Source organism: Bradyrhizobium ingae (assembly GCF_055791185.1).
In genome coordinates, this window is record NZ_JBVUBB010000042.1 from 30,746 (window position 1) to 55,016 (window position 24,271).

24 protein-coding genes are annotated in these 24,271 nt (G+C 60.6%); 15 read left to right on the forward strand and 9 right to left on the reverse strand.

What is annotated here, in order from left to right:
* Positions 1-288, reverse strand: coding sequence for a hypothetical protein (locus ACV1FX_RS35980; protein WP_473122273.1), 288 nt, complete (start codon positions 286-288; stop codon positions 1-3).
* 483 nt (positions 289-771) lie between these two features.
* On the opposite strand from ACV1FX_RS35980, the gene ACV1FX_RS35985 reads away from it, so the two are divergent.
* From ACV1FX_RS35985 to ACV1FX_RS35995, 3 genes are all read left to right on the forward strand, one after another.
* Positions 772-1,452 (forward strand): hypothetical protein, encoded by a 681-nt coding sequence (locus ACV1FX_RS35985; RefSeq protein ID WP_473122274.1) that lies wholly within the window; start codon positions 772-774, stop codon positions 1,450-1,452.
* A 219-nt stretch (positions 1,453-1,671) separates the two neighbouring features.
* Positions 1,672-1,956, forward strand: coding sequence for a hypothetical protein (locus ACV1FX_RS35990; RefSeq protein WP_473122275.1), 285 nt, complete (start codon positions 1,672-1,674; stop codon positions 1,954-1,956).
* Between the two features lie 67 nt (positions 1,957-2,023).
* Positions 2,024-2,533, forward strand: a complete 510-nt coding sequence (locus tag ACV1FX_RS35995; RefSeq protein WP_473122276.1) for a WapI family immunity protein — start codon at positions 2,024-2,026, stop codon at positions 2,531-2,533.
* Positions 2,534-2,537: 4 nt separating this feature from the next.
* Here the strand turns inward: ACV1FX_RS35995 and ACV1FX_RS36000 are convergent, their stop codons facing one another.
* On the reverse strand, positions 2,538-4,187 hold the full coding sequence (locus tag ACV1FX_RS36000; protein WP_473122277.1) for a recombinase family protein: 1,650 nt from the start codon (positions 4,185-4,187) through the stop codon (positions 2,538-2,540).
* An 861-nt stretch (positions 4,188-5,048) separates the two neighbouring features.
* On the opposite strand from ACV1FX_RS36000, the gene ACV1FX_RS36005 reads away from it, so the two are divergent.
* From ACV1FX_RS36005 to ACV1FX_RS36025, 5 genes are all read left to right on the forward strand, one after another.
* Positions 5,049-5,357 (forward strand): hypothetical protein, encoded by a 309-nt coding sequence (locus tag ACV1FX_RS36005; protein WP_473122278.1) that lies wholly within the window; start codon positions 5,049-5,051, stop codon positions 5,355-5,357.
* Positions 5,344-5,760: a hypothetical protein gene (locus ACV1FX_RS36010; RefSeq protein WP_473122279.1), complete on the forward strand. Its 417-nt coding sequence runs from the start codon at positions 5,344-5,346 to the stop codon at positions 5,758-5,760. Before ACV1FX_RS36005 ends, ACV1FX_RS36010 begins: the two co-directional genes overlap by 14 nt.
* Positions 5,761-7,584: 1,824 nt before the next feature.
* On the forward strand, positions 7,585-7,959 hold the full coding sequence (locus ACV1FX_RS36015; protein WP_473122280.1) for a hypothetical protein: 375 nt from the start codon (positions 7,585-7,587) through the stop codon (positions 7,957-7,959).
* A 16-nt stretch (positions 7,960-7,975) separates the two neighbouring features.
* Entirely contained in the window at positions 7,976-9,376 is a 1,401-nt protein-coding gene (locus ACV1FX_RS36020; RefSeq protein WP_473122281.1) for an AraC family transcriptional regulator, read from the forward strand.
* A gap of 132 nt (positions 9,377-9,508) precedes the next feature.
* A complete protein-coding gene (locus ACV1FX_RS36025) occupies positions 9,509-11,437 on the forward strand; it encodes a serine hydrolase (RefSeq protein ID WP_473122282.1) in 1,929 nt (642 codons plus the stop codon).
* A gap of 163 nt (positions 11,438-11,600) precedes the next feature.
* On the opposite strand, the gene ACV1FX_RS36030 is transcribed toward ACV1FX_RS36025, so the two are convergent.
* Positions 11,601-12,518 (reverse strand): LysR family transcriptional regulator, encoded by a 918-nt coding sequence (locus tag ACV1FX_RS36030; protein WP_473122283.1) that lies wholly within the window; start codon positions 12,516-12,518, stop codon positions 11,601-11,603.
* 75 nt (positions 12,519-12,593) lie between these two features.
* Here ACV1FX_RS36030 and ACV1FX_RS36035 point away from each other — a divergent pair, with 75 nt between their 5' ends.
* Positions 12,594-13,391 (forward strand): alpha/beta fold hydrolase, encoded by a 798-nt coding sequence (locus ACV1FX_RS36035; protein WP_473122284.1) that lies wholly within the window; start codon positions 12,594-12,596, stop codon positions 13,389-13,391.
* 69 nt (positions 13,392-13,460) lie between these two features.
* Here ACV1FX_RS36035 and ACV1FX_RS36040 read toward each other — a convergent pair whose 3' ends face one another.
* From ACV1FX_RS36040 to ACV1FX_RS36050, 3 genes are all read right to left on the reverse strand, one after another.
* Positions 13,461-14,426 carry an aliphatic sulfonate ABC transporter substrate-binding protein gene (locus ACV1FX_RS36040; RefSeq protein WP_473122285.1) on the reverse strand — a complete coding sequence of 322 codons (966 nt, stop codon included), beginning with the start codon at positions 14,424-14,426 and terminating at the stop codon, positions 13,461-13,463.
* Positions 14,427-14,501: 75 nt separating this feature from the next.
* The gene (locus ACV1FX_RS36045) at positions 14,502-15,635 is read right to left on the reverse strand and encodes an LLM class flavin-dependent oxidoreductase (RefSeq protein ID WP_473122286.1); all 1,134 of its coding nucleotides are present in this window, start codon (positions 15,633-15,635) and stop codon (positions 14,502-14,504) included.
* Positions 15,636-15,651: 16 nt separating this feature from the next.
* A complete protein-coding gene (locus tag ACV1FX_RS36050; protein WP_473122287.1) occupies positions 15,652-16,509 on the reverse strand; it encodes an ABC transporter substrate-binding protein in 858 nt (285 codons plus the stop codon).
* A gap of 308 nt (positions 16,510-16,817) precedes the next feature.
* Here ACV1FX_RS36050 and ACV1FX_RS36055 point away from each other — a divergent pair, with 308 nt between their 5' ends.
* Positions 16,818-17,207 (forward strand): ArsR/SmtB family transcription factor, encoded by a 390-nt coding sequence (locus ACV1FX_RS36055; protein ID WP_473122288.1) that lies wholly within the window; start codon positions 16,818-16,820, stop codon positions 17,205-17,207.
* 112 nt (positions 17,208-17,319) lie between these two features.
* Here ACV1FX_RS36055 and ACV1FX_RS36060 read toward each other — a convergent pair whose 3' ends face one another.
* Together ACV1FX_RS36060 and ACV1FX_RS36065 are read right to left on the reverse strand one after the other, a co-directional pair.
* On the reverse strand, positions 17,320-17,538 hold the full coding sequence (locus ACV1FX_RS36060) for a hypothetical protein (RefSeq protein WP_473122289.1): 219 nt from the start codon (positions 17,536-17,538) through the stop codon (positions 17,320-17,322).
* An 86-nt stretch (positions 17,539-17,624) separates the two neighbouring features.
* A complete protein-coding gene (locus ACV1FX_RS36065; RefSeq protein WP_473122290.1) occupies positions 17,625-18,002 on the reverse strand; it encodes a nuclear transport factor 2 family protein in 378 nt (125 codons plus the stop codon).
* Positions 18,003-18,720: 718 nt separating this feature from the next.
* On the opposite strand from ACV1FX_RS36065, the gene ACV1FX_RS36070 reads away from it, so the two are divergent.
* The 3 genes from ACV1FX_RS36070 (at position 18,721) to ACV1FX_RS36080 (ending at position 21,507) form a co-directional block, all read left to right on the forward strand.
* Positions 18,721-19,560, forward strand: coding sequence for an alpha/beta fold hydrolase (locus ACV1FX_RS36070; protein WP_473122291.1), 840 nt, complete (start codon positions 18,721-18,723; stop codon positions 19,558-19,560).
* Positions 19,561-19,991: 431 nt separating this feature from the next.
* Positions 19,992-20,924, forward strand: a complete 933-nt coding sequence (locus ACV1FX_RS36075) for an alpha/beta hydrolase (protein ID WP_473122292.1) — start codon at positions 19,992-19,994, stop codon at positions 20,922-20,924.
* Between the two features lie 343 nt (positions 20,925-21,267).
* Positions 21,268-21,507 carry a hypothetical protein gene (locus ACV1FX_RS36080; RefSeq protein WP_473122293.1) on the forward strand — a complete coding sequence of 80 codons (240 nt, stop codon included), beginning with the start codon at positions 21,268-21,270 and terminating at the stop codon, positions 21,505-21,507.
* Positions 21,508-21,557: 50 nt separating this feature from the next.
* On the opposite strand, the gene ACV1FX_RS36085 is transcribed toward ACV1FX_RS36080, so the two are convergent.
* On the reverse strand, positions 21,558-22,514 hold the full coding sequence (locus tag ACV1FX_RS36085; RefSeq protein WP_473122294.1) for a LysR family transcriptional regulator: 957 nt from the start codon (positions 22,512-22,514) through the stop codon (positions 21,558-21,560).
* 127 nt (positions 22,515-22,641) lie between these two features.
* Between ACV1FX_RS36085 and ACV1FX_RS36090 the strand changes: the two genes are divergently transcribed.
* Positions 22,642-23,490 (forward strand): fumarylacetoacetate hydrolase family protein, encoded by an 849-nt coding sequence (locus ACV1FX_RS36090; RefSeq protein WP_473122295.1) that lies wholly within the window; start codon positions 22,642-22,644, stop codon positions 23,488-23,490.
* Between the two features lie 7 nt (positions 23,491-23,497).
* Positions 23,498-24,250 (forward strand): SDR family NAD(P)-dependent oxidoreductase, encoded by a 753-nt coding sequence (locus tag ACV1FX_RS36095; protein ID WP_473122296.1) that lies wholly within the window; start codon positions 23,498-23,500, stop codon positions 24,248-24,250.
* Positions 24,251-24,271 lie beyond the last annotated feature (21 nt).

A 24,271-nucleotide genomic window follows, 5' to 3' on the forward strand; every position in this document is an offset into this window, starting at 1 on the left:
TCAGCAGTCTCCAAATAACTCGTCGAACAATTCGCCGAACCAAGCCTCGAAGACGGCGATCTCGGCTTCAGTCACCGGCACGTCTTCCGGCCAGTCATCCGTCACCGTCCATGTCACCGAAGTGCGCTTCGCTCGTCGTCGGCTGGGACGTGCGGGCGCCACTGCATAGTCGTAGAGATCGTCGCATTGCGCGTTGGTCGACACGCGGCGCTGCGATTCTTGAGAGCGAGCCATGGCGCCATTGTGGCAAGCATGGCCGATCCACTGAACAGCCGAAGTGCGCGCCACGTCACGCTACGGTGCTCCGACCTCGCGCTTCTTCTGCCGCGTGGGCGCAATCGCGCAGAGCAAGCCATGATCGCATGGCAGCAAAGAGCCGGGCCATCCGAGCGCCGTCAAGGCCGCAAGCCGGCGGAGCCGGTCGCGCGAAGCGCGAGCCTTGACGGCGTTCCGTTGGTCCGGCAGCGGTCTCCCATGCGATCATGGCGGGCATCCACGCCGAGCATGCGCAACACTACGCTACGCTGCAAACGATGGCGCTCGGAACGTTGATTTTGAATGCTTTCTCGGTTCGAACGGCACCAGGCCGCCTGATACGGTGCCGCTGCAGTGCCATCCAAAACAATGTGCAGACAAACACTTGCGACCTCCGACGGACCGGAGCGACACCGTCGCTTTTATCTAGCCGTCCTAATCGGTCGCTGGGGTGCTGTCGTTCCGCTAGCGATATTGATACAACTTCGGTGAACGTCGGGTCGGTAGATTTCAAGCATGTCAATGAGCATCTCCGTAGCAGATCTTCAAAGCGCACTGAAAGCCGCCCAGATGCGGCTCAAACGTGCAGTGCAAGCACTCGCGCCTAAGCATAAGGGTGGAGAGCTTGAGGAGTTTGCTGCGGCCCAGGAGGCTTTGCTTGAAGCGGAGCGCGCCCTCGCAGCAGCGCAGAACGAACCGCATGCCGTTCCAATTGAGTTTCCCGTGCAATGGGACACGGGTGCTCCGCTTCCTTATTTGCTCCAGAACGACTATCGGACGTTTCTCGTGTTCTTCTTGCGCGACGTTGATCCAGCGTGGGATGGCACCTACGTCAACATTCGTCACGCTGATAATCCTAGTCCAAGCAATCTTGCGGTTGTCGAGTTCAAGCGTTGCATATGCACAAAGATGGGGACACCAAACGACGAGGTGTTTCATGGCCATCCGCTAAACGGCAAGGGCTTGCGAGGATATAGTCCGCTGCGAGTGAAGAATTCTCTTTGGATCAAGGAACTGGAGGCGATCAATTCAATACATAGTGGCTACAGACCAGAATCCTGGCGCAATCTTAACCACTACATCTTCGGATTCCACGACTGCACCTTCGAATGTGTCGCGGAATCGTTCCTCGTTGAGGCAAGAGCGACGACTGCTCCGGAACTGCTCGCAGAAATATGCGGCAAACTTGTCCGATAGGAGCCGCCTCGACACTTCGAGTCCCAAAGGAGCGTAGCGCCAGTGGGCTAGCGAAGGGGCTCATTTTCGCTCTGTAGGTCTTCGCTCCGCCGTGCTAACAGTCGGTGCCCTTTGACCACTCGTCGTCCGCCGCCGAGCAATCCGATTGTTGTCAGACCATGGGTGATCTTCACCTAGCTGCTTACCACGCTGACGTAGAACACGTTTTGGAATTCCTCGATGCAGGCGACGATCCAAACGAGTACGACCAGAGCGGCTACACCCCCCTACTTTGGGCAGCCTTCCGGGAGCGGTGGGGAATCAGTTGCCGGTCATCCTGGCGCTGATCTCGGCTATCTGCACCAGCTCCTCGAACATCCGATCACGGCAGTTGATACAGAGCAGCTTTGCCTGTCATTGACCTTCGCAAGCGGAGCCATCCTGCGCATCTTTACCGAACTCGGCCAATACGAGAGCGGACACATCATCTTTAGAAAGAAGGAGAGCCTTTGGATCATCTTCTGAGATACCGTGGCGATGGGATAACCTACGACACACGAGGCTGCGTTGTGAGAGCGCACGAGGCTTGGACGTGAGCGAAGGCGTACTTATCGGCAACGGCCGCTTTTCGGTTCGTTTAACGAGGCAAGGCCCTGCAAATGAGCTTGGCTATCCCGCCATCGTCGATGTGCGAGCAGGTCCGTTTCAAGGTGCGGTGTTGGATGAGACTATCGGTATCGAGCGTTTCCGAACTGAACTCATCGCGCTTAATGAAGCCCTGAAAGGTGAGGCTAAACTCTACAGCTACGAGGGGCTGGACGTTGTTCTTGTCGGAAATAGCATGGGCGGTATTGCAGTCAACGTCCAGATAGTTACCGCTCCCGAGAGGCCGATACGGCTTACATTTTCGTTCGATATCGACCAGTCATATCTACCGGCCATTGTCAGCAGATTGATGCCGAGTTTCCGCCGCCCTATCAGAATGCCTATGCCCCATGCGTTGGTATTGCGTCAAAGCAGCATGGACCGGCGAGGCGACGCCATTGAAGGTGGTCACAGAGGGTGGTACGAGCAGGCAAGCAGCCGCGCTGATTTGTATTGATTTTTCAATGTGAAGGCCGTGTCTTGTTCGCCTCGTTCCGGGCGCGCCACTTCGGTACAAAACTGGGCACTCCAAAACCTGCCGTTTTTACGCTGGACGCGGCGACGAGAGTGCGCAAGAGCGCGCTTTTCGATCCCATGATGCGAACTTCCTTCGAGTCGACTTCGACCCGCTGGGCCAATGCGCGCAGGTGGTCACGGCGGTAGCCGCCCGATTCGGTCCGCATCCGCCTGCGGGCCTGGCTGGCGAAGGTTTTGAGTGCCTGGGGTGTGATGCTTGGCCCAGCCCGATCAAGCGCGCCCTCGGCCCGCTCTGCGTCGGCGCGGGCCTGGTCGCGGACGGCTTTCAGCTCGGTCATGCGATCCTTGAGGAGAGGATCAGAGACGTCAGCGATCCCGTTTTCGATCGCGTCGTACAGTCGCTTGAGTTTGGCTTCCGCCTCAGTCGCACGCTTGCGCAATTCGGCGATATGCGCCGTTCGGCGTTCGGCGCGCTCTTTCCGGCGGTGAAGGACGGCCGATAGGACTTCCTTGAGACGTTTGGGCTGCAAGAGGCGCTGCTCGATGTGCTCGGCTACCGCGCTGTCGAGCTTTTCCATCGGAACGGTGCGGCCTTTGCAACCGGTCTCGCCCTGCCGCGCCTTAGTCGAGCAGGTGTAATACCTGTACCTTCCACTCTTCCCGGTCCTCAGCGTCATTGCTCCACCGCAGGCGGCGCAAAAGCAGATGCCGGTAAGGAGGGTCGGCCCGCTGACGATGCGCGGCGCGGATAGAGCCGGGCTACGCGTCTTGAGCAGCGTCTGCACGGCTTCGAACTCGGCCGCGTCGATGATCGGCGGCACAGCCATCTCGACCACCTCGACTTCGGGTTTGCGCTCGCGCGTTTTCCAATATTTGGTGTTGAAGCGGTGGCGACCGATATACGTTGTTCGCGTCAACACCTTGTGCACGGCATCGACGCCCCAGCGTCCGCCGTCGCGCGTGCGGATGCCGGATTCATTCAGGTGTTTGGCAATCGACTTGACGCCCATCGACCCCGATGAGCCGTTTCCCTCGCGTGCCAGGCGATAGATCAGTCGCACCGTTTCGGCTTGAATGGGATCGATCTCCAACGTCTTCTTGGTGCGATGGCCGCGCTGCTCGGCGGCTTCCACGACGCGGTAGCCGATTGGCGGTAGTGCGCCGTTCCAGAAGCCTTGCCGCGCGTTCTCCTTCATCGCGCGGAGCGTGTGCTTGGCATTCTCCTTGGACTGGTACTCGTCGAACAGCGCCATGATCTGGCGGATCATGTTGCTCATCGGATCGTCGCCGAGCTCTTGCGTGATCGACACCAGCCGCACGCCATTCTTGGCAAGGCGGCGGACGTAAAACTCAAGCTGGAACTGGTCGCGGAAGAAGCGACTGAAGCTGTGCACCACGATTACGTCGAACGCCGGCGGCTTGGTGATCGCCGCGTCGATCATGCGCTGGAACTCCGGCCGCCGATCGTCGGTCGCGGACGCGCCGGGCTCGACATAGTCGGCGACGATCTGCCACCCGCGCGATGCGCAATAGCCCTTTACCTGGCGGCGCTGATCGGGAATGGAGAGATCGCTGTCCGCCTGCCGTCCCGTTGAGACCCGCAGGTAGAGCGCCGCACGAACCGTTGCAGCCATGGCGATGTCCCCTCAGTCCTTTCCAAACAACTCGTCGAACAGATCACCGAACCAGGCTTCGAAAACATCGATCTCGGTTTCGGTCACCGGCACGTCCTTCGGACAGTCGTCCGACACCGCCCATGTCATCGGAGCGCGCGTCGCCCGTCGTCGGCCAGGACGCGCGGGTGCACGCGCATAGTCGTAGAGACCGTCAATTGGGGCGCGGTCCGGCGGACGCCGTGGCTGCGATTTGTGAGGGGAAGCCATGGCGCCACTGTGGCAAGACTGGCCGATCCACAGAACGGCCGATGTCTACGCCAGGTCACGCTGCAGCCCTGCGAACTCGCACTTTCTCTGCAGCATGAGCGCGATCGCGCAGAGCAGGCCATGAACGCATGGAAGCAAAAGAGCCGGGCCAGCGGAGCGCAGTCAAGGCCGCGAGCCGGCCGAGCCGGTCGCGCGCAGCGCGAGCCTTGACGGCGCACCGTTGGTCCGGCAACGGCCTCCCATGCGATCATGGCCAGACATCCCGCCGGGCACGCGCAACAAGACGCTATGCTGCGAACGATGGCGCTCGGAACGTTGATTTTGAATGCTATTTCGGTTCGAGCTGCTCCAGGCCGCTTCATACGGTGCCGCTGCAGTGCCATCAAAAACAGTGTGCAGACAAACGCTTACGCCGTCGACGGGCCGGAGCGACATCGTCGCTTTTATCTTGCCGTCCTAATCGGTCGAGATCCGCGTCCAGCTCTCGGTCGGTAAGGTCGGGTATTGTCGATCGCGGACGAGAAGGCGGATTTGGCAATATCGAGTGAACGACCCAAAGTGGACGAAGGAGTGATATGAAACGACGGCAACCGTAGCTAGGCAGGAACGCCAATGACGAAATCTCTTGAGCAAAGCCTAGTCGGCCTCCGAAGTACCGGCATCTCAGTTGCGGCCGACGATATCCCCGACGAAGAGGGAACAGCTGCCATTTTTCTGAAATTCTCCGACGGGACAGTATTGAAGGCCGACTATTGGCGTCTAATCCAAAACGGACATGCACGGTTGAGCAGCTTCGATCATCAAAAGAAATATGGTCTGCCCGCACCAATCGACGCGAAGGAAAAGATATCCGCTCTGTTAGAAGGAAAAATCTGCCTCAACGTGCACAGTGGGGAATATTCCAATTATGCCCTTAGATGAGCAACCTATCCTGCCAGCTGAAGTGAAGCTCACGAAACTCAATTTCGCGGACATCTACCGCGACGGCGGTTCGTATGGTGCCTCTTTCGACCACAACGGCCTCATTTACAGTATTTGGCTACAGCGGTCCAAAATGCCCGATGGCGATGGTCTGCATCACCGCTGGCTCTTTGAATTTCTCGGAGCCAATCGGCCAGAAGGCTGCTTGCCTATGGTGACCGGAAGTGAGGAAGAGAAAGCACTGCTCGGCCGACTGAAGGACCTCTTGGCCTCCTGCAGACTTGAGCGCGCCTCTTCCGAACGCGAAAACTTCGATCGCTTGGCAGAACTCGTACACTACATCGAACGCAGAGAGCCATGCCTTCCGTCTGACCTCGTCGTTTGGCAGCTTGAAGCCGAATGACCGCTTATGGCCCATCGCGCCGTTCCCGGGATAACGCACTCCACGCTGGCGGTTAGCTCCACGTCTAGCCTCGCAAAGGCGTGGCTAGGGGAATTGATGTAAGTTGCCCCACCCAGCCCAAACCCGGGGCTTCAGCTGTATTGCGAAGTTATCGAGGCGTAGCGGCGGCGCGAAAGTCGCTACCAAAGCCTCTTGTTGCGCGCTTGTGATAATCCGGATTGATTCCGCGTCGCGAAGTTCGAACTTCGCCAGTTCGTGGCCGTTCACTATAAATAGCGTCGTGATCTTTCCATATGACGGGACGAGGCGACAACGGATCGTGATCTCCGCGCGAACTGTCGTAAATTCAAGTGTATTGTAGACCCAAGGATCGCCGGGAGTGAGTACGGTCGGTTCACTCTCAAAAAAGGCGAGGAGATCATGGTCTGGCGGAAATTCACGGATCACACAGGAAGCCCTTGGCGGTCTGATTGCTCTAACCCGATCAAGTAGCACAAGGCGACCTCGTCAACCAGCAGATCGGCGTCACCGGAATGTCACTATATGGCCCATCGCGCCGTTCCCGGGATTTGATCGAAATGGCGGCAGCCGAAGGGTAACCGGACCACCGGCGAAATCGGGCGGACAGCCGCCCATGAGGCGTAGCGCAGGATCGTGAGCCATCGCAGATTTGGCGATTGCAGCGCATCGCTGGCTCTGGAATCATAGCGCCACGGCGAAGCAGTAGTGCCCATCTTCATCGGCCGTGGCGCGCCATTTACAATTCTACGCCAGAGCACGCTGGCGTATCCAGAGGCGCGCCGGCGTTCCCTGCGATGCGACAGCTCTATTCGGCGCGCTCGTCGGGGTCAGACGGGACCGTGAAGCAATCGCTCGTCTCAAGCATATCGGCTTTGTGGAAATCCACGCCGGCGCGGCGTGCAGGGTCTCAACCATCGATCCGGTCAAGCATCTGAAGATGCTCGAAGTCCGTCTGCTCTTGTGAGGGCGCCCGCAATTCCGCCTGACGTCCGCCATGCGCACGCTGCTGCGTAATCACGGCGCTTCTGGCAGAGCTACGAGCCGGCCTCAAGTTTCGAGAAGCGGGCAAGCCCTCACGAACGGATCATGAAGGCCATCATTGCACACGATGAAGCGTCGCCAAGCGCCGCCACACCTGATCCATCACCTGCCGAACCACGACTATTCGCGTGGATATCGGCTGAACAGTTCTTGGTGCTTCTGATAAATTTCCAGATGTGCGTTGATGGCGTCAACGAAGATTCGGCGAGCGCGTTGCACAAGGCGGATGACGCGTTGATTAAGCAAGGGTATCTCCTATATTTTGGCGATTCCCAGGCGCTTCCTCACCGGACCAATATAGAATTTTGCTGCAGTGCAGCAATGGTCTGGTCCGCATGCGAGCCATGCACATTCCGGCCGAAATTAACTTCCGGGCCAGCGAACTATGCGCGGCCCCGAATGCCATCAATCACCAGGACTTCGGGCTGACCTCCGTCTGTCACGTCGCGCCATGCGCCTTGGGCCCGCTACATTGGGACCGTCGGCAGCTCGCCAAACACCTGTGTCCCGATAGACGCGAGATTGTCGCGCGCCAAAATTTTCAGTGGTCGATTTGAAGGTGTTGGCGGAAGTCGACTTCCGCGGCGGCGCCGAGACGAACGCGCCATCTCTGGTCCGCCATGAGGGCTCCATTCGGCAGGCCGGGTTCGAGGTCGGGCCGGGACGAAACCCTTTATCGGCCAGGCGAAGCCGGCCGGAAACAAAACAGGCCTAGCCTCGCGTCGGCTGCCCATCCAATCCACTTGAAGATGGGAGGATCTGATGAAAGCAGCACTGTTGGCGTTATCGCTCCTTGGCCAGCCCACGATAGCGATCTCAGACCGTGTGCCCGTCCTGAACGTGGAAGCTCTATGCAGGGATGTTTCTGCTGACGACAAAGCGTCGGGGCTCGCCCTGGCGCAGGATGCTGGCGAATGCATGCGTGACGAGACGCTCGCGCAACAACAGCTAAGTTCGACTTGGCTGACCGTTCCCGCTCCGATGCGTGAAACTTGCGAAGGCGAGGCTACGGCAGGCGGAATAGAAAGCTATGTCGATCTGCTCACCTGTCTGCAGATGGTGGGCTGGGACAATCCGGCTCCATCACCTTCACCGCCGCTCAGGGGAGCGAGCAAGAGGCGCAACGCCAAGAATTAATTGCGCCGAGAATTGATTGCGCAAAGATATCACGACGCTGCTGATTGCGGTTCTTGGCGACCTGGAGGCTGTTCTCCGACGATTTGAACGTCGGCAATTCGGCCAGTCTCGGTTTTTCGGCGCGGCGTTGGAACACACTACCTCTTGGTTTGAGGCAGCACCTCCCGTCCGGTTCGTAGCCGCTTCAAAATCATCCGCCGCCTCGACATCGGCTGCGTCAAGGGCGTATGAGCGAACCTACGCGTCTTTCGCGTCAACAATTGCATTCGGAGTATTTCCCGTCGTGCACACCAGCGGTTTGATGTCGGTCGATCTGGGGTTACGGGGCGCCGTCGTCGCACTGTGCCTGCTGATCGCAGCCATGGCGCTGCGCGATCGCCGCGACAGCACGGCCGCGCTGCTGGCCGCCGCGCTCGCGATCGGCGCCGCGGCTTCGATGATCTGCACGGCGCCGACGTTCCCGCGGCCATTTGCGTGGTGGGGCCTGTTGCTGCTGGCGTTGTCCAGCGCGAACTGTGTCGTGTTCTGGCTATGGGCACGTGCCGCCTTCGATGACGATTTCGTGCCGCGGCTCTGGCATGGCGTCTTGTGGGCGGCCGTCGCCGTCGCGCAATGGCTGGACGCCAGCGGCATCACACGATCGGCCGCGCTCGAGCATGCGATCGAACGCACGCTGTCGTTCACCTCTCTCGGCCTGGCGTTGTTGGCGGTGGCGCAGACGCTTCTCACCTGGCGGGCGGACATGGTGCAGGGCCGGCGTCGGCTCCGGCTGGTCGTCTTGATCGGGGCATCGGCCCAAATCGTTCTCAACTCCTACATGAGCTTCTTGCAGCAGCCCTCGACTCCCACTTTTTCCATGGCTAGCGTCGCCAACGCCTTTGCTCTGTTCACGTTGGTCGGCTTGAGCGCATGGAATCTGCTGGAAGCGGGTACGCGGAAAGGTTCGATCCTTCTGCCCGCGACAAATGTCCCCTTAGGCCAGCCAGCCAAGGCGTCTGACGATCAGGGCAAGCCTGCCGCGATTGAATCGGCTCTCTTGCGCCGGTTGGAACAGCTGATGACCGTCGAGCGCATCTACCGGCGTGAGAGGTTGACCATCGGATTGCTATCCGCCGAACTTCGCGTGCCGGAATACCGGCTGCGGCAGCTCATCAATGAGGGCCTCGGTTACCGCAATTTCAATGCGTTTCTCAATCATTACCGGATCGGGGAAGCCAAGGCAGCGCTGGTCGACCCCGAACAAGTGGAAGTCCCGGTGCTGACAATTGCGATGGACACAGGTTTCCAGTCGATCGGGCCGTTCAACCGCGCCTTCAAGGCCGCGACAGATCTGACCCCAACCGAATTTCGCCGTCTTGCAATGGCGGGAAATGCAGCCCCCGGGGACGACCGACTAAAAATCGGCCGGTCGAGTTGAGGAATCGGCTAGCCGGATTGCGGGAATCGGCGAGAAAGGAATCGAAAACATTTGACAGACTGATGGCGATCCTTCCTCGCAATAGCTGCGACAACGGGGCTGCCCATGCGATATCAGCGATTTGCCGTTTCATTGACCGCGCTGGCGGCACTTAAGCTCTGTCTGGCGGGTGTGGCGCTTGCCGACGACTTGCAGATCGTCGGCGATCCGGACAGTCTCGGCTTTTCGGCGCGGCGGCTGGCGCGCATGACTTCCTGGTTCGAGGCGCAGAGCCAAAAGGGCGATCCCTCAGGCTTTGTCGTTGGAATCGTAAAGGACGGCAGGCTCGCATATCTGCAGCCCACCGGCTTCGAGGATCACGACAAGAAGACGCCGATGCGGCCGGATTCGATCTTTCGCATCGGATCGATGTCCAAGCAGATCACCAGCGTCGCCACCATGATGCTGGTCGATGAAGGCAAGCTCGAGCTTGACGCTCCCGTGGCGCAGTATTTGCCTGAGCTAAGGGATATGCAGGTCGTCAAAAAGGATCCGATCACCGGTGATCCGATCCTCTCGGATCTTGCGCGGAAGATTTTTGAACCGGCGAAGCGGGCGATGACGATCCGGGACCTGCTACGCAATACGTCCGGCCTCGTTTACGCCATGCCGGATTTCGCCGATCCTGGATTTGGCAATACGGCGATCCACGTGCTTTATGGCGCCAGGGCGCCGTTCCGACGCGACAAGCCTATCGCGGACTTCGTCGCGAGCCTCGGCGCCCTGCCGCTTCTGCACCAGCCGGGCGAAGTCTGGGAATATGCCATCGGCTACGACGTGCTCGGACGGGTCATCGAAGTCGTATCGGGTCAGACTTTCGATCATTTTCTGCAAAGCCGCCTCTTCGCGCCACTGCACATGGTCGACAGCGGCTTCTCGGTGCCGGAGGATAAACTCGCCCGTCTCGTCGCCTTGCCGGGCGCGCAGCCCCAACCCCTTTCGGACGGCGACGTCGGCAAGCCACAGACGTTCTTCTCGGGCGGCGGAGGCATCGTCTCCACGGTTCCTGATTTTCTGCGCTTCTGCCAGATGCTGCTCAACGGCGGCGAGCTTGACGGCGTGCGCATCCTGAAGCGTGAAACCGTCCGGCTGATGATGACGAACTCGCTGCCATCAGACATGCACATCGCAGGACACGAAGCCGGTCCGGCTTTTGGAACGGGCTGGGGACTCGGCTTCGCTGTCCGCACCGATCCGGATTTCAGTCTGATCCCGGGTGCCGTCGGCAGCTTCAACTGGCAGGGAAGCTGGGGCACATTTTTCTCGGTCGACCCAGTTCAGAAGCTGATCCTTGTCATGATGATGCAGAGGTCGCAGTACAGTGAGAACGGTTTCTATTTTAATGCCATCCGTCGTCTGCCGTATGCGGCGTTGAAGGTTCCTGAAGTGCCTGCGCCCGTCGCCTCGGGGCAGTTGGATGCAGGCGCTCTCACCGACTACGTCGGGCGTTACGATTTCGGTGGGTCCGCAAGTTCGCTGGACAGACAGATGTTTGTTGCCGACGGCAACGGCTGGACCGGCCTTGAGTCCGTTGTCGCTGGCACGGATGGCCTAAGGGTGATCAAACCGGCTGAAGGAGGCCCCGCCGCGCGGGCGGGCGTTTTGGCGGGAGACCTCATCACGGCGATCGGCGACCAGTCGACGAAGGGCCTGACCCTGGAAGCGGCATTTCGCCGGATTTCAGGTCCGGTCAACGCCGCGATCAAGCTCAAAATCACCCGGCAGGGACAGACCGATCCGCTCGTTGTTGCCTTTACCCGGGAGGCGGTCCCCTCGCACAGCGTCGCGCTTCAAGTCCGTGTCGCGGACGGCAAGCTCGTCGTTGAAGCAACAGGCAGCTGGCCGATCCTTGATTTTGACAAGGGGCAGCCAACGCCCGTGGCGGTTCTTTCGAAGGATGAATTCTACGTCGACAGTGGCGATCATACGCGGATCGCTTTCACGCGCGACGCCGCCGGCAAAGTCAACCGCGCGGTTCTCAATCCGGGACCCTGGGAGCAACGCGGCGCACGCGCCCAATAGGGCACACTGACAGCTGATGAAATGGAGGAAGCTTGCGCGGCCCAAGCAGGTGAGCCAGTTATACATCAACCAGAATTTCCCAGTTATTCGAGTGCCCAGCTTTATCCCGACGGGCGCGCCATTTTAGACTGATGTCTGTCTCGGGATAGGCTTCGTAGCGGCGCTAAGGCTTTCCAACGCCTTTCTTAAGCCGTTCCCACAGCTCCTCAGCGACAGGTCCGTGAGGCAGGTCGTTCCGTCTCGTCGCGGCCAGCGTCTCCATCCGTCCCGGAAGATAGCGCCCTTGCAGATTGATCAGTGAGCCGATGCGCAGCTCGTCCTCGACCATGAAATCGGGCAAATGGCCCCACGCCATTCGATGCAGGATGAGTTCCTTTTTCATGGCATGATCGGGCACGGAGCAGCGAGGCGCGCCGTCGATCAGGAAATGATTCTCCGAGGTCACATTGCCCGCCGTGTCGCGAATCACGCATTGCGTAAACGGCTGCAAGAGTCGGGGCGTCATCTCGACGTCCGGTTCGTAAGGCAGGAAACCCGGCGCCGCGACCGGCAGGAGCCGGATCACGCAAAGCCCGATCTGCTCGAAATCGTAACTCGACGGATCGGCGCGATGAAAAATCAGGTCGGCGGTGCCATCGCGCAGGCGTTTGAAGGGACCGCTCACCGCTTCATAGTCGAGGTGCAGCCGTGTGCGCTGCCGGCCGGCGAAGAAGTTCGAGAGGGCGCCTAGGATCAACGGCCGCGGGCATAGATCTCCCAGCACGATCCTCAAGATCGTTTCTTCACCAGTTGCCAGTTGGCGGGCATAGGCGTCGAGACCATCGATGTCGTGCAACGACACCGTTGCACGGGCATGAAACATCCGCCCCGCCTCGGTCAGCTCCACACGATAACCACTGCGATCGAGCAGCGTCAGCCCGAGATGCTGCTCTAGCCGAGCGACGGCCGCGAAAACCGAAGGATGGGAACGGTGAAGGGCATCTGCAGCAGCCTGGAAGCTCCCGAAGCGGGCCACGGCGTCGAAGCAGCGCAGGTCATGCAGTTTGAAATTGGCTGGTTTGTTCGTTTCTTCGACAATCATCGTTTGATCTTAGTAATTTTTTCCCGGCGGCACGAGAGCTAGATGGCCGGAAGACACCCAAAGCCGAGACATTGCATGAGCGATATCGCCTACATCACCGCCGGAGACGGCTGCCGGATCGCCTATCGGTTCGATGGCGACACAGACCATCCGGTTTTGCTTCTCGCGAACTCGATCGCGACCGACCACCGCATGTGGGATCGGCAAATCGCCGAACTCTCGAAGTCTTTTCGCGTGCTGCGCTATGACACGCGCGGGCACGGAGGCTCGGACGCGCCGGCGGGCGCATATTCGCTCGATCGCCTTGGTCGTGATGTGACGGAATTGATGGACGCGTTGAACATCCAACGAGCGCACTTTTGCGGTCTTTCCCTCGGCGGTTTCGTCGGCCAATGGCTGGGTTTGCGCGCCCCCGAGCGACTCGATCGGCTCATCCTTTCGAACACGTCGCCCTATCTGGGTCCCTCGCCACGTTGGGACGAACTCATCGGTCGGGTTCTCCGCGAAAGAAACATGACCGCGATGGCAGACATGTTCATCGGCAACTGGTTCCCGCCGCGGGTCATTCGCGACCTGCCCGAATTGGTCGAAGCCTTCCGCAGCACGATTCAAACGACGAAGCCTGAGGGCCTCGCGGGATGCTTTGCGGTCGTGCGCGATGCCGATCTCCGGCGCACGAACACTCTGATAGAGACGCCAACGCTGGTCATCGGTGGCATCGACGACACCGTTACTCTCGCGGACCACAGCCGTGAGATTGCTGCATCCATTCCTGGATCGAGCCTTGTTCTCCTGCCTGGCGTCCACATGCTCAACGTAGAGATGCAGGACGCCTTTCTGGAGGCCGTGGTGGGATTCTTGCGCGACGCGTAGTTTGGCTCACGTTGGCTTTGCCACGTCGGACGTCCATGCTGCGGGGCGGATAGGTGCGTGCGATGATCGTCAGCGCTCGCTCGTGATATCCGTCACGTAATTGGCGATGTCCGGTCGTTTGGGAATGATCTGATACTTCACGTACCAGTCGGCGATATGCTCGATGTGCTCCCTGGCTTGCGTCGTTACGGGGCCGATCGGATTGGTGTTGTTCTGGCCGAGGCGCGCGGCAACCTCTTCCGGCAGGCCTAATTCCTTGGTCCAGATCTGGCCGGCCTCCAATCTGTGCTCACGCGCCCAGTCGTTCTCCGCTTTCAAGACCTCATAGAACGTCCGGACGACGTTGCGGTGCGCGGTGAGGAAGTCTTCGCTGATGAAGAATGCGACCGCATTCTCCGAGCCGGCTTCCGTGCCATTCGCGAGGAAGCGGGCGTTGCGTTTCTCGATGGCGACCGAGAGAAAGGGATCCCAGGTCGCCCAGGCATCGACGTGACCGCTGTTCAGGGCAACTGATGAGTCGGCCGGCGGCAGATAGGCGCGATTGACGGTTTCCAGCGGCACGCCGGCTTTTTCCAGTGCGCGCACCAGCAAATACTCGCCTGTGCCGCCGCGGTTCACCGCAACAGTGCGCCCCTTCAGATCGGCGACGCCGTTCAGCGGCGAGTCGGCGCGCACGACGATGCCTTCATTGCCTTCCGTTTGCGGCTGATAGGCAAACATCACGAGCTTCACGCCGCCTGCGCGCGAGGTGATGTACGAGGTCGAGCTTCCTCCGACGAGATCGACCGCGCCGGCATTGAGCGCCTCGACGGCCGGCGCCGAGGCCGCAAACGGACCCGCCCAGCTCACCCGCACGCCGCGCGGCTCCAGGGCCTTTTCGAGGGCGCCATGGGCCTTAGCGAGTGTCAGAGCGGTCGTGCCCTTCAGATAGCCGATGCGGAGCGTGATCGGCGGATCGGCCAGTTTCTCCTGCGCGGATGCGGGCATGACGACGAATTGCGCCAACAGGGCGACGAGCAGACAGCGACGAAACATGGAAGGGAAGCTCCAGAGGATGCAGGTCTTGCGACCTTGAAAGTGATGCGGCGCGGATCGCGCGTGTCGGATCGTCTATGCGCCGGCTGCGTTCGCCTTGAGGTCGCGATCGAACAGGGTCGACCAGGTGAACTGCTTGGCGCTCGGGACCTCCCGGTTGACCGGCAGCCGGGGCAGGACCTTCTCGGCAAAGCGGTAGGCTTCCTCGAGCAGGGGCATGCCCGACAGGATGAAGGTCTCGACGCCGGCGGCCTGATAGGCTTCGAGCGTCCTGACGACCGTCTCCGGTGAGCCGACGATGGCCGTGCCGGGGCCGGGACGCACCAGACCAATGCCGGCCCAGAGATTGGGGGCCACCTCGAGGTCGCGCAGATTGGCCGGCTTCACGCCACCATGCAGCTCGGTCATGCGGCGCTGGCCGACCGAGTCCGACTTGCCGACGAACGACTGATTGGCCCTGATCGCCGTCTCGTCCATCCGCTGGTAGAGCCAGTTGGCTGCATCCCAGGCTTCGGCATCGGTGTCTCGCACGATGACATAGAGGCGGATTCCGTAGCTGAGCGTGCGCCCGTAATGCTTGGCGCGCTCCTTCACCTCATCGATCTTGTGCTTGATCTGCTCGGGCGTCTCGCCCCATGATAAATATGTATCGACATGCTTGGCCGCGACGTCGATCGCGGGCGGCGACGAGCCGCCGAACCAGAGCGGCGGCGCCGGAATGCTGGACCCGGCGGGCAGGGCGAGCTTGGCACCTTCGACGGAGAAGTATTTTCCCTCGTGGGTGACGCTCTCGCCGGCCATCAGGCGGTGCCAGACCTGCAGATATTCATCCGCCATGGCGTAGCGCTCGTTGTGCGGCAACTTCATGCCATAGGCACCGAGCATCTTGGCATCACCGGACACGACATTGATCAGCAATCGCCCGCGCGAGAATTCCTGCAGGGTCGCGGCCATCTTCGCGAGCAGCGTCGGCGCGACGAGGCCGGGATGAACGGCCACGAGAAAGCGCAGCCGCTCGGTTTCCGCCAGCAGCGCGGCCGCCAGCACCCACACATCGTGGGCTCCGGTCGCAAACAATGCGCCGGTGAAGCCGAGCCGGTCATAGGCCTTGGCGAGCTGCTGGAAATAGCCGTAGTCGACCGGGCGCGATCCTTCCGCCGTCCAGGGATAGGGCCCGTCCGGCGCGCACATATACCAAAGGACATTCATTGCATGTTCCTGTTGCTTACGATGCCGGCCGCAGATGCATTGCGGCGGCAAGCTCGATTCGTTTGGCGATGTCGGCGTGGCGGAACAGCGTATCGGCTTCGTCCTGCTGCTCCGCGATGACTTCGGCATCCGCCGCGATGATGCTCCAGTCGCGATGCCGCAGCGCTCGGCGCCAGCCGGCAGCATCGACGCCGCCGAGCTTCAGGCCCGCCAGGATCTGCGCTGCCCGATCTGGCTCGGCCGCGATCGCCTTGCCGATGCGGGCGAGCTCCGTCACGAAACCATTGATCGTCGACGCCGAAAGCTGGCGCCGCCCGAGCGTCCAGAACACCGATCGGTTGGGAATCGCGGTGCCGCAGGCAACGAGCGTGCGGACCCCGCCATCCGCGATCGACTGATCGAGCAGCGGCGCCATCGCGATCCAGGCATCGACCTTGCCTGCAATCAGCGCATCGCGTGATGGGATCGGCGCGAGTTCGATTCGCTTGACGTCCTTCAACGTCAATCGCTCGGCTTCGAGCGCACGCGCCAGCAGGTAGGTATGGAAAGAGCCGTCGAGCAGCGCGATCGTCCTGCCGGCGAGATCCTTCACGCTTCGGATGGCCGAATGCTTTGCGACAACAATGGCACCATTGGCCGGTCGAGGGGCCGATGCGGCGACATAGAGTACATCAAGGCCCGCGACTTGCGAGATGATCGGCGGCGTCGAACCGGTGCCGCCGATGTCGATGAGGCCCTCGGCAAGCTGACGGCCAGTATCCCGGCCTTCGCCATAGGGCACGAATTCGACATCGCGCGCAGCAAAACCGCTTGGCCAGTGCTGCGCGAGAGTGAGATGGAGATTGCTGGGATGGACGCCAATTCGGAGCGGCATACGAACTTCTTTGAGGGCCAGAGCAGGCGAATCCGTCCCCGATTTGATGCGTCTGTCGCGTGAGGAAATGTGTTTGAACACCCCCGTGAACGCCGCATTCTTGATTATACATTCTTGTATAATGTTGGGACCGTCAATGGTCGGTGCGCACCAAACTATCGCCGCCTTGCGAACGTTCATTCTTCAATTGCGCGGTCGTCGAAGAAAATTCGTTCTTCGGTATTCGAACCCAGGCGCGTGCTGTTGTGATGCACGGAAAATCATGGCTTGCTGGATTGCATCTTGAAGACACGAATCGGAACAGTGCGATGGCGGACAACAAAAGGCGGCGCGGCCCCAGGCGCTGCCGCAGCGTCGAACAGGCCAGCGATCTCCTGAAGTCGCTGGCCAACCCGAACCGGCTGTCGATCATCTGCCTGCTGCTGGAAGGCGAGCGTTCGGTTGCCGAGATCGAAAGGGAGCTCGGCGTTCGGCAGCCGACCTTGTCGCAGCAACTCGGTGAGCTGCGTGAAGCGCGCATGGTCACGACCAGGCGAGATGCGAAGCACGTCTATTATCGCGTCGTCGACGACCGCGCGGGCCGCATCGTCAGGACGCTCCGTGACGTCTTTGCTCCGCTGGAAGATTGGTGCGAGCAGCTTTCTTCGCCGGGAAAGGCAGCCGGCACCAGGCCTGTCGATCGCATGTTGAACAGCTAGGTGCTGCACGACGCGATCTTTGCTCGGATTCAGGAGCGGAAGCTAACCTGCTGGGCTGATCCCGCACAGCGGAAGCCAGGCGAGATCAACGATCACGACGGCGGAGCTGTCTCTACTTTGAGGATCTGAACGGGCATCTGCTCGAAATCATTACACGTCCGTACGGTAGTGGCGGTTGGAATCCATAATCACCGATGTAGATCGGTCCACTTTCTGCGACCAGCACGCAACCGAAGCCGATTGAGCAGTTCGAGCCTATGGTGATATGGCCACAAATCATGGCGTTTGGAGCGACGCGAGACAGCTCTTTCTCTTTGTGGCCGAGCAGCATTTGAGTTCCTCAATTGAGGCAATCTCCAGCGTGAGGAGGAGACCGAAAGCCTACGTTCCAGGCTGATTTGGTGCACGAGGACGGAGCTAAGTCGCATCTTTCAGAGGCTTTGGATCGAAATACGGTCTGACCTCCTTGATCAACCCATCATTCACACGGAAGAAATCAAAGATCGGCACTACGACGTCTCGTCCCGAAATTGAAAACGTGGCGGTCCACAGGGTGGCAACTGTATCATCCTCGACAACATGACGCTCGACGTCAGCCCTGCGAACAGGAATGCGAGGAAATACCCGCTTGGTAAGAAACTCGAATGCGGCCTCTCGTCCAACTGAAGGATGATCTGGGTCGAGAGGACTCTTCAGAACGACGTCCGGCGCAAAGGGCATGATTCCAACGTTATTCAGCGTCAAGCCCTCAAGGAACGCTTCGACGGCACGGATCATTTCAGCTCGATTGCCCATTCCGACCTCCACGCTGGATGAAGGTATAACCTTTGATCGAGAAGGATGTTCAGTTCGAACGAGTCTCTCTGTAGCGCAAATCGGCGAGGCACAGCGGCGGAAGCGACTCTTCAGGCTGTGCCGAACGTCACCTTCCGGCCGTCCGGATCTACTAGTGTGATGACGCATCATCCGCCGCGTAGGGAACAAGCCCCTCCGTTCGAAGGTGGTTCAGAAGGGCGGCCCTATCCCCGACCTGGAAATATAGGTGGGTCAGGTTGGATCCATTCAAGAGTAGTCGGCAAACGCCCTAGTGTCGTGGATCGCAAGCTGGATATCTCCGCGGTCGAGCCGCCAGTAGACGCAGCCACCTTCCGTTCCGACCCTCTCCATCGGAAGGTGCGCAACCATCTGATAGAATCGTGCCGTTCTCTCGGGGTTTTCGGCAGTAAGGAATATGCCGCGTAGCCTCATCCTTATGGTCTCCTTAACCTAACCCCATCTGACGCAAAACCAACGATATGAACCCGCCGATTTTAGCAAATCCTTTGCTTGGACAGATGCCGTCGCGCACACTCGATGTCAGACAGCTGTCGATTATTCGTTACGAGTTGCCGGAGTTGAACTCGAGCGAAACGGGATAGGAACTCATCAACTTGACCGACATTAGTTGTAGATGTCACGATTTGCATCAACTCCCCGGGCCGCAAATGCGACCACGGATGTGCTCGATATAGCCTTGCTCGAGGGCGGGCGAGAGCAGGATAGCGTTGCTTTGCTCCTTCACGGTTGGCCTGATGACGCCACCACGTGGCTCTCTGTAGCCGATCGATTGTCACGTGCCGGAATTCGAACGATAATGCCGTGGCTTCGCGGGTTTGGTCAGACACGCTTTCTATCGGATTCGACATTCCGCGACGGGCGCACCGAAGCGCTGGCGCAGGATGCACTTGACTTGATGGACGCGCTTGAGATCGCGCGTTTCTCGGTTATCGGCCACGATTGGGGGGCTCGCGTGGCTTATGCCCTTGCCGCGATCGCACCGGAGCGATTGGACACGATCACTGCCCTCTCCCTCGGCTATTCGCCTCGCGGCGCCTTTCCGGTGCCACCGTTCGAGCAGTCGCGCGCCTGGTGGTACCAGTGGTTCATGTCGCTCGATCGTGGTGCAGAGGCTGTTGCCAAAGACCCGAAGGGCTTTGCTCGCCTGCAGTGGGAGACATGGAGCCCGCGAGGCTGGTTCGACGACGCGACCTTCGAGCAGGTTGCACATAGTTTTGAGAATCCCGACTGGCTCGCGATCACTCTCAGTAGCTATCGAGGACGCTGGCGTGATGAAGCGCGTGATCCGCGCTACGACGCGTTGCACGAAAGAATCGCGTCCACCGAGCATCTCGGTGTTCCGACCCTGATGATCCAAGGCGGCACTGACGGCACGGTGCTGCCCGAGAGCACCGAGGCCAAGGACAAGTATTTTACGGGCCACTATCAGCGCGTCGTATTCGACGGTGTCGGGCACTTTCCGACACGCGAGGCGCCCGACGCTGTCGCAGATGCAGTGTTGCAGCATCTGTTGTAAGCAACTCGCCGGCATCGTGGAGAGCTTGCCGATCATCTGCGGTGAAGCCGACCACTGCCTGTAGTCGTTTGAAACCGTCCAGCGTCACTGGTGAACGCGGACCTTCCCATATTCATATCCAGGGAGGATAGAGCCCGCATCCGGGAGCTTCTTTCTTGCTGCCCCACACATCGAGCTAATGCGCTCCGATGAGTGTGCGCTCCTAATTCCCATCCCCCGAGATTGCGTCACAGGCACTCCAGCGAGCCCGTTGCGGCGCCTTGGATGTTCCAAGGCATCGACTTTTGCGCTCGCAGCACCGTTTGTTCCCCGTGGCCTCGCACTTTCTGCAATTCAGGGTCTCGGACTTCATGAGGAACGTGCGAGGACTAGCCAAAGTTGTGGCTCATGAATTCTGGCAGACCCGCGAGCTTTCTTGAAGGATATAGCCAATGAGCATGAGTCGCGAAGAACTGACGTTCGCCTCCGGCCGTGATACATGCGCAGCATGGTTCTACCCGGCTGGAGCCGACAGAGGTACGAGACCTATCGTCGTCATGGCCCACGGATTGACGGGGACACGCCGAGACCGCTTTAACGCGTTCGCAGACCGGTTTGCGGCCGCTGGCATCGCAGCGTTGGTGTTTGACTATCGAGGTTTTGGCGACAGCACGGGCGAGCCGGATTTCTACGAACCCTCTCGTCAATTGGATGACTGGCGGGCTGCTATCGCGCTTGCTCGCTCTCTGCCCGATATCGATCCGGGCCAGGTTGCAACATTTGGCTCCTCGTCGGGCGGAGGCCATGCGCTTGCCGCGGCGGCGGCGGATCCCAAAGTGGCTGCGGCCATTAGCCAGGTTCCGATGCTCGACAGGGACACCCAGTCGTACAATAGACCTCAGCGGGTCGTGGAGGAAATAAAGGCCGCAGCGGCCGAGGGACGCTATTTGCCTGCCGTTGGCCAGCCCGATGAAGCGGCGTTGATTTATGCGCCTGGAGCCGAGGTCGGTTGGCGCCGTGTCGTGGCGATAGGAGACGAATCTAGGTGGCGAAACCGGGTTTCAACGGCTTGGCTCCTGGGGCCGCCATATCGGCCGATTCAACATGCCGCCTCGCTTCACTGTCCCTGGCTGGTCTGTGTTGGTGCGGACGATCAGGTTGCCAAGCCAGGTCCAGCAATTGACGCAGCACGGCGAGCGCCGAAAGGTGAACTCCGCATTTATCCGGGCGTCGATCATTTCGACATCTATGATGGCCCGTCGCACGAGGCTGTGATTGCCGACGAAGTCGATTTTCTCTCTCGTCACCTTTTGGGCCGACGCCTCCGCGGAACGACCAAAGCTGGTGCGGAGCTGCCGAGGGCTCAGCTATCGTCGTCGGCTTAGGCGAACTCGAAAGTCGGGGCAGCGAAAACGTCGCGAGTACCGTGCCGCCGGCTAGGGGCGCGCTTTCGCAGCCGACCGACACGCTGAAAATAGGAGCTATTGCCGCGCTTGGGCAGGACTTGCCCGCTTGGGCAGGACTTGGCAGACTTCATAGTGCGCCTGCGGGAGCTTGATGCAGTCCGGCACGTCACCGTAATTCCCCGTGGATTCAGGACCAAAGTAGGATCAGGACCTAAGTAGGATGACGCGTCGATAGCCCTCGGTAAGATCGGGTTCGCTGAAGGGCGCAGACGCGGCAAACGTGCACGCTGACGGCCCGGCGGAACCGGAAGGGATGCGATGCATGTTCGTGACCGTCGTTGCAGTTCTCTGCCACCTCAGCGGCGCCGCCGCGGGCAGTTGCGTCGAGGAGATCGTGACCGACAGCAACATGACGCCCGACATCACGTTTCAGGACTGCATGAAGGGGGCGCAGGCGCCGCTCGCGAAATGGATGGGTGAACATCCGCTGTATCATTCGAACTGGCGGATCGAACGCTACAAATGCGTGTCGGGTCACTATGAGGTCAAGGGCCGGGCATAGGGCATGACGCGATGCGGACGCCGGCGCGGGTACCGTCGGCGCGCGGCCGATCACCTCGTTCGCGAGGAAGATGCTTCTCTGCCGGCAATCAAGGCACGCACGATGGCGAGGAATTCAACGGCGTTGTCGCTGAGATCGCCGCCCTTCGGCGTAATGATCCCATAGGGATCGAGCTCGGTATCGAGCGGCAGCGGCAGCCGGATCAGGCCGCCGCGTTGTACCTCCTCCTTGACGATGGATTTCGGCAACACGGCGATCATTCCGGCGTGACGCACGAGCTGGATCGTCGCGAACACCGACGTTGTTTCGATCACATTATCGGGGACGTTTGTGCTCGCCTTGACGAACATGGCGTCGAGCAGGTTGCGTGCCGGACTGGGCGACGGCTGGCGAACCCAAGCCGCGGCGGCGAGTTCCTCGATCGGAAGGCGCCTGCGCCGCGCAAAGGGATGCGTATCGGCAGCGAACAGCCAAACCTCCTCGCGCGACAGCGGTTCGAAGGCAAAGTCGGCGGCATACCTGACGTTGGTCAGCCGGCCGATGACGAGTTCGAGCTCGCGCCGTTCGAGTGCCGTCATCAGCAGGTCGCTCGTCGCGGCCAGCAGGCGGATCGTCATCAGCGGACGGCGGCGCTTCAATTCGGCGACCGCCTTGGGCAGCAGGTCCGATGCGGTCGACAGGATGACACCGACCGACAGTGCGCCGTAGCCGCCGCGCTTGAGATTGTCGAGACCGACCGCAAAGCGCTCGCCGTCGCTCAATGCGCGGCGTGCATAGGCGACGACGGCGTGGCCGATCTCCGTCGCCGTCATGCCCCGCGGCGTCCGCACGAAGAGCGCGACGCCGAGGATGTCCTCGATCTGGTGCAGGATCTTGGTCGTCGCCGGCTGGGTCAGGTGCATTTCCTCGGCGGCGCGATGCATGTTGCCGGTGCGCGCGACCACGTCCAGCAGCCGCAGATGCGTGAAGCGCATCCGCGCGAGCAGGGCAGTGGGCGGCAACGTCATGCGATCACCGTTTGGAATTGGACGAGCACTTATTTTCATTATCCGGTAATCACGCCTTCTCCTAGTCTGTTTCCCAAGAGTGCGGCGCCTTCGGCACCGCAAATACAAATCGATAGGGGGAAACCAGATGAAATTGTTGCGCTACGGCCAGGCCGGGCAAGAGAAACCAGCTCTCCTCGACAATAGCGGCGTGCTTCGCGACCTGTCCGGCGTCGTGCCGGATATTGCCGGCGAGGCGCTTCTTCCCGACAGCCTTGCCAGGCTGCGCGCCATCGATCCGGCGTCCTTGCCCCGTGTCGAGGGCTCGCCGCGGATCGGCCCGTGCGTCGGACGCGTCGGCAAGTTCGTCTGCGTTGGCCTCAACTACTCCGACCACGCCGCCGAGTCCGGAATGGCCGTGCCGAGCGAGCCCGTCTTGTTCATGAAAGCGACCAGCTCGATCTGCGGTCCGAACGACAACGTCGAAATTCCGCGCGGCTCCGAAAAGACCGATTGGGAGGTCGAGCTCGGCGTCGTGATCGGCAAGCCCGCAAAACATGTCAGCGAAAAGGACGCGCTGTCCCATGTCGCCGGCTATTGCGTCGTCAACGATCTCTCCGAGCGCGCCTTCCAGCTCGAGCGTGGCGGCCAGTGGTCCAAAGGCAAGGGCTGCGACACCTTTGGCCCGATCGGCCCATGGCTCGTCACCACGGATGAGGTTCGCGACCCGCAGGATCTTTCGATGTGGCTCGACGTCGACGGCCGCCGCTATCAGGACGGCTCGACCCGCACCATGGTTTTCGGCGTCGCGCATCTCGTCGCCTATATCAGCCAGTTCATGAGCCTTCAGCCAGGCGACGTCATTTCCACCGGCACGCCGCCCGGCGTCGGCCTCGGGCAGAAGCCGCCCGTCTACCTCAGGGCCGGACAGGTGATGCGTCTCGGGATCGCCGGGCTCGGCGAGCAGACGCAGACAACCGTTTCCGCAGGCAAGTGAGGCAGCCATGAACAAGATCGATCTGGGCGGCCGCGTAGCCGTCATCACCGGCGGCGCCCGCGGCATCGGTTTTGCCGCCGCCCGGCGCATGCTGCAGTCCGGCGCCCGCGTGGCGCTCTGGGACGTTGATGCCGAACGTCTGAAGGATGCCGAGAAAGAGCTTTCGACATTCGGCGCCGTGTCCAGCCATGCGCTCGACCTCACCAGCGAGGTGGCGGTCAACGATGCGGTGCGCGCCACCGTCGCCCGACACGGCAGGCTCGACATCCTCGTCAACAATGCCGGCATCACCGGTGGCAATGGTCCGCTCTGGCAGCTCGACCCCGAGGTCTGGCGGCGCGTGATCGAGGTCAACTTGATCGCGCCCTATCTCACCTGTCGGGCCGCGGTGCCGGAGATGCTCAAAGGCGGCTGGGGCCGCATCGTCAACATCGCATCGGTCGCCGGCAAGGAAGGCAATCCCAACGCCTCGCACTATTCCGCGTCGAAGGCCGGCCTGATCGGCCTCACGAAGTCGCTGGGCAAGGAGCTCGCCACGTCGAACATCCTCGTCAACTGCGTGACGCCCGCGGCCGCGAAGACCGAGATATTCGATCAGATGAAGCAGGAACACATCGACTACATGCTGTCGAAGATTCCGATGAACCGCTTCCTCCAGGTCGACGAAGCCGCCGCGCTGATCGCCTGGCTGTCATCGGAAGATTGCGCCTTTTCGACCGGGGCGACGTTCGACCTCTCCGGCGGACGGGCCACCTACTGAGGCAGCCGCAAGGCTTGGTTC